General features: G+C 66.6%; 10 protein-coding genes. All 10 read left to right on the top strand.

All coding sequences use genetic code 11. The features are described 5' to 3' along the window. Positions 1–35 precede the first annotated feature (35 nt). The 10 genes from infB to QZZ29_RS01585 all read left to right on the top strand — a co-directional run bounded on the left by infB (position 36) and on the right by QZZ29_RS01585 (position 10,570). Positions 36–2,723, top strand: a complete 2,688-nt coding sequence (infB, locus tag QZZ29_RS01630; protein ID WP_291380890.1) for a translation initiation factor IF-2 — start codon at positions 36–38, stop codon at positions 2,721–2,723. Next, the gene (gene rbfA / locus QZZ29_RS01625) at positions 2,720–3,160 is read left to right on the top strand and encodes a 30S ribosome-binding factor RbfA (RefSeq protein WP_291380889.1); all 441 of its coding nucleotides are present in this window, start codon (positions 2,720–2,722) and stop codon (positions 3,158–3,160) included. Before infB ends, rbfA begins: the two co-directional genes overlap by 4 nt. Before the next feature lie 4 nt (positions 3,161–3,164). After that, positions 3,165–4,118: a tRNA pseudouridine(55) synthase TruB gene (gene truB, locus QZZ29_RS01620; protein WP_291380887.1), complete on the top strand. Its 954-nt coding sequence runs from the start codon at positions 3,165–3,167 to the stop codon at positions 4,116–4,118. A 35-nt stretch (positions 4,119–4,153) separates the two neighbouring features. Next, positions 4,154–5,128, top strand: a complete 975-nt coding sequence (locus tag QZZ29_RS01615) for a bifunctional riboflavin kinase/FAD synthetase (RefSeq protein ID WP_291380885.1) — start codon at positions 4,154–4,156, stop codon at positions 5,126–5,128. A 42-nt stretch (positions 5,129–5,170) separates the two neighbouring features. Continuing rightward, a complete protein-coding gene (locus tag QZZ29_RS01610; protein WP_291380883.1) occupies positions 5,171–5,938 on the top strand; it encodes an amino acid ABC transporter ATP-binding protein in 768 nt (255 codons plus the stop codon). Positions 5,939–5,985: 47 nt separating this feature from the next. After that, positions 5,986–6,864, top strand: a complete 879-nt coding sequence (locus tag QZZ29_RS01605) for a glutamate ABC transporter substrate-binding protein (RefSeq protein WP_291380881.1) — start codon at positions 5,986–5,988, stop codon at positions 6,862–6,864. Between the two features lie 91 nt (positions 6,865–6,955). Continuing rightward, entirely contained in the window at positions 6,956–7,645 is a 690-nt protein-coding gene (locus tag QZZ29_RS01600; protein WP_291380879.1) for an amino acid ABC transporter permease, read from the top strand. Beyond that, positions 7,642–8,559, top strand: coding sequence for an amino acid ABC transporter permease (locus tag QZZ29_RS01595; RefSeq protein ID WP_291380877.1), 918 nt, complete (start codon positions 7,642–7,644; stop codon positions 8,557–8,559). Before QZZ29_RS01600 ends, QZZ29_RS01595 begins: the two co-directional genes overlap by 4 nt. A gap of 174 nt (positions 8,560–8,733) precedes the next feature. Continuing rightward, entirely contained in the window at positions 8,734–9,003 is a 270-nt protein-coding gene (gene rpsO, locus QZZ29_RS01590; RefSeq protein ID WP_291380874.1) for a 30S ribosomal protein S15, read from the top strand. A 520-nt stretch (positions 9,004–9,523) separates the two neighbouring features. Next, entirely contained in the window at positions 9,524–10,570 is a 1,047-nt protein-coding gene (locus QZZ29_RS01585; RefSeq protein ID WP_291380892.1) for a 2-dehydropantoate 2-reductase N-terminal domain-containing protein, read from the top strand. The last annotated feature ends 365 nt before the right edge of the window (positions 10,571–10,935 follow it).

Raw genomic sequence — 10,935 nt, 5'->3', positions numbered from 1 at the left:
CGACCCTGTCTTGGTCGGACCGAGACAGGAGAATTGTGGCTAAGCCCCGCGTTCACGAGATCGCGAAGGAGCTCGGTGTTCCGAGCAAGGACCTCATTGCCAAACTGAACGAACTTGGCGAATACGTCAAGGGTCCCTCGTCGACCCTTGAGGCGCCCGTCGTGCGTAAGGCCAAAGAGGCCTTCCCCGCGCCCGCGACGCCGCCCACGTCGGAGCCCGCGAGCAAGCCGGCGGTGTCCAAGCCGGCGCCCCGGCCCGCCGCCCCCAAGCCGGCAGCGTCCGAACCCGAGCCCGCGCGGGAGCCTCAGGGCTCCGAGTCGGTGCCGGCGGCGAGCAAGCCTGCCGAGGCTGCCCCGTCGGCTTCCGCCGACAGGCCGGAGCCAGCAGCGGCGTCGGACAAGACGGCGAAGGCCGCCACTGACGACAAGAAGCCGGTAGCACCGCTTCCGAGCGACATGCCGCGCCCTCGTCCCCGACCGGGCGGCAACAATCCTTTCCAGCCTCGTCCCGGCGCGCCGCGTCAGCGACCGGGCGGCAACAACCCGTTCCAAGCCGCTCGCGGAGGCGCACCGCGCCCGCGTCCGGGTGGCGCACCCGGCGCAACGCCAGGTGCCCGTCCCGGCGCTCCTGCTGCCGGCGGTCGTCCCGCTGCAGGCGGCGCGCGTCCAGGCGGCTTCGCGCCGCGTACCGGCGCGGCCCCTGGTGGCGCTCCGGCCGGACAGCGTCCCGGCTTCGGCGGTCCTCCTGGTAGCCGTCCGGCTGCCGGTGGACGCGGCCGAGGCGGCGGCACGGCTGGTGCCTTCGGTCGCCAAGGCGGCCGCCCCACACGGGGACGGAAGTCCAAGCGCGCCAAGCGGATGGAGTACGAGCAGCAGCAGGCCCCGTCGATCGGCGGCGTGCAGATTCCGCGAGGCGACGGCAGCACGCCGCTTCGCCTGCGCCGCGGCGCAACGCTGAGCGACTTTGCCGACCGCATCGACGTCAACCCCGCCTCGCTGGTGACGGTCCTGTTCCACTTGGGCGAAATGGCCACGGCCACGCAGTCGCTCGACGAGGAGACCTTCCAGGCCCTCGGCGAGGAACTGGGTTACAAGATCACGATCGTCTCGCCCGAGGAGGAGGACCGCGAACTGCTCGAGGACTTCGGCCTCGACCTTGAGGCGGAGCTCGAGGCGGAGACGGACGAGGACCTCGAGGTTCGCCCGCCCGTCGTCACGGTCATGGGTCACGTCGACCACGGTAAGACCCGGCTGCTGGACGCCATCCGCAAGTCCGACGTCATGACGGGCGAAGCTGGCGGCATTACCCAGCACATCGGCGCTTACCAAGTGCGCCGCGACCACGAAGGCGACACGCGCGCCATCACCTTCATCGACACCCCGGGTCACGAGGCGTTCACCGCCATGCGTGCACGTGGTGCCCAGGTGACTGACGTCGCCATCCTGGTGGTGGCGGCCGACGACGGCGTGATGCCGCAGACGATCGAGGCCCTCAACCACGCCCAGGCGGCCCATGTGCCGATCGTCGTGGCGATCAACAAGATCGACAAGGAAGGCGCCAACCCCGACAAGATTCGCCAGCAGCTCACCGAATACAACCTGGTGGCGGAGGAGTACGGCGGCGACACCATGTTCGTCGAAGTCTCCGCGACCCAGGGCAAGAACATCGAGAAGCTTCTCGATGCGGTGCTCCTCACGGCCGATGCCGGCCTGGACCTGCGCGCCAACCCGAACAAGGACGCGCGTGGCGTCGCGGTCGAGGCTCACCTCGACAAGGGCCGTGGCCCCGTGGCGACCGTGCTGGTCCAGTCCGGAACCCTGCGCGTCGGCGACGCGATCGTTGCAGGAACGGCATACGGCCGCGTGCGCGCCATGTTCGACGAGCATGACGAACCCGTCGCCGAGGCATTGCCCGCGCGGCCCGTCATGGTCATCGGCCTCACGTCGGTTCCGCGCGCAGGTGACACGTTCCTGGCCGCCGAAGACGACCGCACGGCACGTCAGATCGCTGAGAAGCGTGAAGCCGCCGAGCGTGCCGCGCAACTGGCCAAGCGTCGCAAGCGCATCAGCCTCGAGGACTTCACCCAAGCCATCGAGGACGGCAAGGTGGACACCCTCAACCTCATCATCAAGGGCGATGTGTCCGGTGCCGTCGAGGCGCTCGAGGATGCTTTGCTCGCGATCGATGTGGGCGACTCGGTGGACCTGCGCGTCATCCACCGTGGTGTGGGTGCCGTCACGCAGAACGACGTCAACCTGGCCACCGTCGACAACGCCATCATCATCGGCTTCAACGTGCGTCCCGCCGAGCGAGTCCAGGAGTTGGCCGAGCGCGAGGGCGTCGACATGCGCTTCTACTCGGTCATCTACCGTGCCATCGAGGACGTCGAGGCGTCCCTCACCGGCATGCTCAAGCCCGAGTTCGAAGAGAAGCAGGTGGGTTCCGCCGAGATCATGGAGATCTTCCGTTCCTCCAAGTTCGGAAATATCGCCGGTTGTTTGGTCCGCAGCGGTGTCATCAGGCGCAACGCGAAGGCGCGCGTCGTCCGCGGCGGCAACGTCCTCGGCGAGCCGACAATCGACACCCTGCGTCGCTTCAAAGACGATGCCACCGAGGTCAAGGACGGCTTCGAGTGCGGTATCGGCTTGGGCAAGTTCAACGACATCCAGGTGGGCGACATGATCGAGACGTTCGAGATGGTGGAGATTCCGAGGTCCTCATGACCGACTCACCCCGTGCACTTCGGCTCGCGGGCACGATCAAGAGGATCGTTGCCCGCGCGCTGGAGAGCGAGATCAAGGACCCGCGCCTGGGTTTCGTGACCGTGACCGATGTGCGCGTCACGGGCGACCTGCAGCAGGCGTCGGTGTTCTACACCGTCTACGGCGGCGACGAGGACCGGGCCAACACGGCCGCGGCGCTCCAGTCCGCCAAGGGGCGGCTACGTTCGATGGTGGGCGGTGAGCTGGGCATCCGGCTCACGCCTTCCCTCGAGTTCTTCTTGGACGCGGTGCCGGAGACGGCGGCCACGCTCGAAAAGGCGCTTCACGAGGCCGCGCTGAAGGATGCCGAGTTGGCGAGGCTGCGGGAAGGTGCCGCTTACGCCGGAGAGGCCGACCCTTACCGGCACCCCTCCGACGAGGACACTGAAGAGGACTGACGACGTGGCGCGTCGCATCGACGAGCCCACGCCGGGCCTGCTGCTTGTCGACAAGCCCGCCGGCTGGACGTCGCACGACGTCGTGGCGCGCTCCCGCCGGATCCTCAACACCCGCAAGGTGGGTCACGCTGGCACGCTCGACCCGATGGCGACCGGCCTGCTGGTCCTCGCCGTGGGGCGCGCGACCCGACTTCTCACCTACGTCACGGGCCACGACAAGTCCTACGACGCGACCATTCGCTTGGGTTCCTCCACCATCACGGACGACGCGGAGGGCGAGGTCACATCCGCCACCGACGCGTCGGCGGTGTCGAACGACGCCTTGGCGGTGGCGATCGCGGCCCTCACCGGCGACATGTCGCAGGTCCCCAGTTCGGTGAGCGCCATCAAGGTCAACGGAGAGCGTTCCTATGCGCGCGTGCGCGCCGGCGAAGAGGTGGCGCTGGCCGCGCGACCGGTCACCGTCTCTCGTTTCGAGGTGACCGAAGTGCGCCGGTCGGAATCGGTCATCGACGTCGACGCGACCATCCACGTGTCCTCGGGAACCTACATCCGCGCCCTGGCACGCGACCTGGGAGCCGCCTTGGGTGTGGGGGGCCACCTGACCGCCTTGCGCCGCACCCGCATCGGCCGATTCGACCTCGCGTCGGCGTCCACCGTTGACTCGCTCGCGGCGCTGGCCGACTCCGGCGCTGACATCCCGCTCATCTCGCTCGATGAGGCGGCCAAGGCGGCGTTGCCCGCGCTGGACCTGACCGAGCAGGAGGCTCGCGACCTCAGCTTCGGCAAGCCCCTGCGCGAGCGGGTGGATGAACTCGCCACGCCCGAGCACGACGATGACTTCACGCACGATGCCGCGGCCGTCGCGCCCGACGGCCGCGTGATCGCGGTGGTGCGTCGGGTGAAGGGCGCCGCAAGGCCGGTGATCGTGTTCGCTCCTGCGGGGTCGGGCGCGTGACCGAGACCGGTAGCCAGGTGCGGCAGAATGAGCGAATGACATCCGTGTGGCGCTCGCTCGCCGACGTGCCCGCCGATCTCGGCCCCACGGTCGTGACCGTTGGCAACTTCGATGGGGTGCACAAGGGTCATCAGGCGGTCCTCACGGAGCTGGTGGCGGCGGCGCGCGCTCGCGGCGCAGCCTCGGTCGCCGTCACGTTCGACCCGCACCCCAAGGCGGTCCACGCTCCGGACCACCAGCCGGAGCTCATCACCGGCATCGAGGACCGCATCGAGCGGATCGCCAGGACCGGCGTCGATGGCATCGTCGTCCAGGAGTACACGCTCGATTTCGCCATGGCGACGCCCGAGGAGTTCGTGAGGGACTACCTCGTCGACGGGCTTGGCGCCGTCGCGATTGCCGTCGGACGTGACACCCGATTTGGCCGCGGGAACGCAGGTGACATCGAGACCCTCCGCGAGTTGGGGAGACAACTGGGAATCGGCATCGACATCGTCGGCGACGCGTCCGACTCTCACGCCGGTGCGCGCCGGTGGTCTTCCACGTGGGTGCGCGAGCTGCTTGATGAGGGCGACTTGCGGGCGGCCGCGAAAATCCTCGGGACGTATCACCGGCTGCGCGGCAGGGTGATCCACGGCCTGAAGCTGGGCCGCCAGATCGGCTTTCCCACCGCGAACCTCGACGTCTATGCGGGTTTCATTCCTCGCCACGGCGTCTACGCGGGATGGCTCGAGGTGGTGGATCCGGGGGGAAACGCCGCTGCCGTGTCGCTCGTCGGAGAAAGACTCCCCGCCGCGGTGAGCCTCGGCATCAATTACACGGTGGGTACCGATGACCTGCGGGTCGAGGCGTACGTGCTGGACCACGAAGACCTCGACCTGTACGGCGCGCGCGTCGCGCTCGACCTGGTCGAGTGGCGTCGGCCGATGTTGGACTTTGGTGGTATCGACGGCCTCGTTTCGGCGTTGCACGAGGACGTCGCGTGGTGCCGTTCGGTATTAAACGCGTAACGATTCGCCCCACGGCGGCGGCGCGCAGGCTAGGGTGCCAAGATGGAAGCGAGCCAAGCGACGTCCCAGCCTTTCGAACCGCTCGTGGTTCTGGAGAACGTGAACAAGCATTTCGGCGACTTGCACGTGCTCCAAGACATCAACCTGACCGTGGGCAAGGGCGAAGTCGTCGTCGTGATCGGGCCGTCCGGCTCCGGCAAGTCGACTCTCTGTCGCGCGATCAACCGGCTTGAGACCATCGACAACGGAACCATTCGGCTCGATGGCGTCGACTTGCCCGCGGAAGGACGCCCGCTCGCGCGGCTGCGGGCCGACGTCGGCATGGTGTTCCAGTCCTTCAATCTGTTCGCGCACATGACGGTGCTCGATAACGTCATGCTCGGCCCCATGAAGGTTCGCAAGATGTCCAAGGCCGAGGCGAAGACGCTCGCCATGGAGCTGCTCACCCGCGTGGGGGTCGAAAGCCAGGGGGACAAGCACCCCGCCCAACTCTCGGGGGGTCAGCAGCAGCGGGTCGCGATTGCGCGAGCCCTTGCGATGAGGCCCAAGGTCATGCTGTTCGACGAGCCCACGTCCGCGCTCGATCCAGAAATGATCAACGAGGTCCTCGACGTGATGACGAACCTCGCGTCCGAGGGAATGACCATGATCGTCGTGACCCACGAGATGGGGTTTGCGCGCAAGGCCGCCAACCGTGTGGTCTTCATGGACGCAGGCGTGATCGTCGAGGAGGCCACCCCGGAGGAGTTCTTCACGAACCCTCAGTCCGATCGGGCAAAAGACTTTCTATCCAAGATTCTGACGCACTAACGACACACTTAGGCCGAGAGATCCTCGGCCGAAGGAGAGGAAACCCCATGAGAAACCTGAAATGGGCGGCGCTTGGCGCCGTCGCAGCGATAGCGCTGACGGCGTGTTCTAGCGGAGGGTCGACGGAGACGACGACCGCCACCGAGCCCGCCACCGATACCGCCGTGGCGGAATTCCCGGCCGGCTCCACGATGGCTGCGCTCGCCGATGCGGGCGCCATCACCATCGGCACCAAGTTCGATCAGCCGCTGTTCGGGCTGATGTCGCCCAGCGGCACCCCCGAGGGCTTCGACGTCGAGATCGGCAAGATCATCGCCGGAGAGCTCGGCATCGACCCCGGCAACATCGAGTGGGTCGAGACCGTCTCTGCCAACCGTGAGCCCTTCATCGAGTCCGGCCAGGTCGACTTGGTGGTGGCCACATACACCATCAACGACAAGCGCAAGGAGATCGTCTCGTTCGCGGGCCCGTACTACAACGCGGGCCAGGCCATGATGACGCTGTCCTCGACGGACGGCATTACGACGCCGGACGACCTTGCGGGCAAGAACGTCTGCTCGGTCGAGGGCTCCACGCCTGCGGCCAACATCGCGGAGAACTACCCCGAGGCCAACCTGGTGCTGTACGGCGCCTACACCGACTGCCTCGAGCCCCTGCGTAACGGCGAGGTCGACGTGGTCACCACCGACAACGTGATTCTCGCGGGCTACGTGGCGGAGTCCGACGGCGAGTTCAAGGTGGTGGGCGAGCCCTTCACCGAAGAGCCCTACGGCATCGGCGTCAAGCTGGACGACACCGAGTTCCGCATGTGGATCAACGACGTTCTCGAGGAGATCTTCGCCGACGGCCGCTGGCTCGCCGCCTGGAAGGACACGGCGGGGGTCGTACTGCCCGATCCTGCCGTCCCGACGGTCGACCGCTACTAGGCCGACCGCTCGTCGCTGACGGAGGGGCTGCCGCGCCACAACGCGGCGGCCCCTCCCCGGCACGACGCCACCGAAACGGAGCCAACTTTCCATGGGAGCCCTGGTAGACAACGCCGACCTGCTGTGGCAGGGCTTCTCTGCGACCCTGCTGATCTCCGTCGTGGCGGGCATTCTGGCGTTCGCATGGGGCGTGATCCTCGCCGCCTTCCGTGTCTCGCCCATCGGCCCGCTTCGCACTTTTGGCACGGTCTATGTCAACGTGGTCCGAAATTCGCCGCTGACCGTGATGTTTCTGTTCTTGGGTGGCACCACGTCCGCCCTCGTCGGCATCGTCATTCCGGTGTCGCGGAATACCTACTTTGGCGTCACCATCAACAACGGAATTATCTTCGCGATCGTCGCGCTCACGCTCTACACGGCGACCTTTGTCTGCGAGGTGGTGCGTTCGGGCATCAACTCCGTGGGGGTCGGTCAGGCGGAGGCGGCCCGTTCGCTCGGTCTCACCTTCGGCCAGACGCTGTCGCAGATCGTCCTGCCGCAGGCTTTCCGCTCGGTGGTGCCGCCGCTCATCAATGTGTTCGTGGCGCACATCAAGAACACGTCGGTCGCGGCCGGATTCGCAGGAACCGAACTCGCCGCAGTCTCGTACCGGTTGTCGAATGCCAACCCCGGTGATGTGTTCGGCATCTTTATTGGGATCGGCCTCGCGTATCTCGCGATCACGGTCCCGTTGTCGATCGCCGCGGAACAACTCGAGAAGAAAGTGGCGGTGCTGCGATGAGCGCCCCCCGCAACCTTCTCTTCGACGTCCCCGGGCCCAAGGCAATCTTGCGCGACAAGGTCTACACGGTCGTCTTCACCGCGGTGATTGCCGGCCTGTTGGGTTGGCTCGGATACACCGCGTACACGCGCGGCATCTTTGATGAACGCTGGCAGGTCCTGTGGGATCCTCAGAAGGGCGGACAGGCGGCCGCCGATGTGTGGCACTCGCTGCTGGTCAGGGGGCTCCTCGAGGGCACGCTCAAGGCCGTCGTGATCAGCGTCCCGATCGTCGTCGTCACCTCGACCGTTCTGGTGATTGCGCGGGCGTCGGCGAACAGCCCGATGCGCGCCATCGCGTACCTGTTCACGCACGTCTTTCGCGGCATTCCCGTGTTGCTGGTCATGTACTTCGGCGTGCTCGCTCTCAGCCTGTCGCCGCTGGTGTCCGTGGTGCTCGGTCTCACGGTATACAACACCGCGGTCGTCGCGGAGATCCTGCGCGCCGGCATCGCGGCCCTGCCCAGCGGCCAGCGTGAGGCGGGGCTGAGTTTGGGCCTTCGACCACTGTCGGTGTTGCTGCGTATCCAACTTCCCCAGGCGGTGCGCATCATGTTGCCCGCGCTCGTTAGCCAAGTCGTGGTGTTGCTGAAGGACACGTCGCTCGGATTCATCATCGCGTACTACGAGTTGCTGACAGTGACCAAGAACAACTACAACTACTTTGGCGAGCAGACCACCGTCGTCTTCGTGCTTGCCGCGGCGGTGATCTACATCGTGGTCAACATGGCCGTCAGCCGCTTCGCACATTGGCTGGAGGACCGGCTGAGCCGCACGCGCACGTCGGTGGGCGTCATCGAGCCCCCGGCCGTGCGAGGGGGAGTGGACGCCGCAGGCATCGGCGCGAACACGCGCACCCCCTACAGCCAGATCTAACCCTCATTCTTGACGGCGCTCGGGGCTTGGCATCATGTGGTTGCCGCCGAGGTTCGTCGCGAAACCCGCCGCACTCCGCTATGCTTGACCGTCGCCGTAGAACGGCCGCGGATTCCATTGCTCCAGAGAACAAGCCTGGGCGCGCCGCGCAACGATGTGTGAAGAGGAGAACCTGTGCCGCTCGATGCAGCCACCAAGAAGTCCATCATGACCGAGTACGCCACGTCCGAGAGGGACACCGGTTCGCCCGAGGTTCAGATCGCGATGCTGACGCAGCGCATCCTCGACCTCACCGAGCACCTCAAGGAGCACAAGCACGACCACCACTCTCGTCGCGGTCTGCTCCTCCTGGTCGGCCAGCGTCGCCGCCTGCTCAGTTACCTTCAGAAGATCGACATTGAGCGCTACCGCGCGTTGATTGAGCGCCTCGGCCTGCGTCGCTAGTCCTTCCAAGGACCGACGCGCCGAGCCGCGCTCAGGCCCGGCCGCTCGCCCCACTCGGGGCTGAGCGGCCGGGCCTTTCACTGTCCTGCCACGCGCCCGCACCCTGCCACGCGCCCGCACCCTGTCGGAGGTTGGGAACCGTTGTGCGGCATGGCGCACCGCCTCGACGTCGGTTGGCACCGGGCCCGCATCGGCGCCACCTGGACACTGCGAACCGCGGCGGCTACCGGCACGCCGTGAACCGCGGCGGCTACCGACACGCCGTGAAACGACGCCGGCCGGGGCCGGCGTCCTCCCCCGGCGTGTCGCGGTCGGAATTGGTTCGCAGCGCAAGGACCCGCAACTTCTCAGCGTTGCCGGGTGGCGTTCGATCGAAATGTGTGTCCTGATAAATTCGCCTGAACGCGGCGATGTCCGTCTCGAGGTCGGCGCGGGTGGTCATCACCACCGACAGCTGGGTCCCACCGCATGAGATTGAACCGCTTGCACAGGATGAGAGGCGCATATCGTGGTTGAGGTGATGAAGATTGCCTTGGTGGGAACGGGCGCTAACGGCGCGTCCCTCGGCGCTGACATGCTGCGCGCCGGTCTGGACGTGACCTTCATCGAGCAGTGGCCCGCGCACGTCGACGCCATGAGGGCGAACGGGCTCTCGGTGCACCTGCCCGAGGTCACCGAGGTCACTCCCGTTCGTGTGCTGCACCTCTGCGAGGTCGCCGAACTCCGCACCACGTTCGACATCGTGTTCATCTCCGTCAAGACCTACGACACCAGGTGGGTCACCGAGCTCATCGTGCCGCTCCTGCACGAGGAGTCGGTCGTGGTCGGCCTGCAAAACGGCATGACGATCGACGCCGTCGCCGACATCGTCGGCGCCAAGCGCACGATCGGCGCAGTTCTTGGCATCGCCGCGAACATGTACGAGCCGGGAGTCGTGGTCCGCCAGATCCCGCCGAGCGGAACCTGGCTCGCGGTAGGCACCCTCGATGGCGCGAGGACGACCGCGGTCGAGGCCGTGGCTGCGGCGCTCGCTCATTGCGGCACGGTGGAGATCTCCTCTGACATCCGGGCGTCGAAGTGGATGAAGCTCATCGCGAGTATTCCGGAGATGCTTCCCTCGGCGATCCTCAACGTGCCGCTCCTTGAGGCCGCGCGCATGGAAGGCGTCCGCGAGGTGATGGACGAGGCGACCCGCGAGGCGTACCGGTTGGCGCGGGACCTCGGCATCCGCATGACCGCCATCTTCGGCCGCGATCCTGCGGACGTGACGGACTCGGAGGAGTTCGCGATCGGCCTGCTCGACAACGTGCTCGAGTCGTACTCCCTTCCGACTACCCGCGTCGCTGTGTTGCAGGATTGGGATAAAGGTCGTCGCGCCGAACTCGACGCGTTCTGCGGCTACATCGTCGAGCAGCAGCGATCACGGGGGTCGACGGCCCCCGTCAACGAGGCGATCCTCAGGCTGGCTCAGCGGATTGAATCGGGCGACCTCGCACCCTCTGCCGACAACGTGCCGCTGTTGCGCGCCGCGCTCGATCAGGCGAGGACGGCGCAGACGTCTCCGTAGCCGGACGCACCCGCGCACCACTCCTGCGTGTCGCTGTCGCTCGCGGTCGGAACTATCCGGGTGGCGCGACCGCAGAGACATGAAGAGACATGAGGAGAGCCACGGGGTGAGCCACGGGCGGGGATCCGGATCTGTCAGGGAACCCCTCTGATAGTCTTGAAGCACTCGCAAGAGCGAGTTCAACCTGCATACCGAGCGGGTTGGCCGGACGCTGGTCCTCGGTGGAGATGCTCAGAACCCCTCATATGACGGTTCTGAGCCTGTCGACTGACGATCAGCCGGGGCTACAGAAAGCCCAGTTCTGCCTGCCCGCTCCCTCATTACAAGGAGCGTGAGACCTTAAATGGAAGGTCCCGAAATCCAAT

The organism is Demequina sp. (genome assembly GCF_016278765.1).
GTDB lineage: Bacteria > Actinomycetota > Actinomycetes > Actinomycetales > Demequinaceae > Demequina.
The sequence above is the reverse complement of the archived record's forward strand: the minus strand, read 5'-3'. Positions and strand labels throughout refer to the sequence as shown.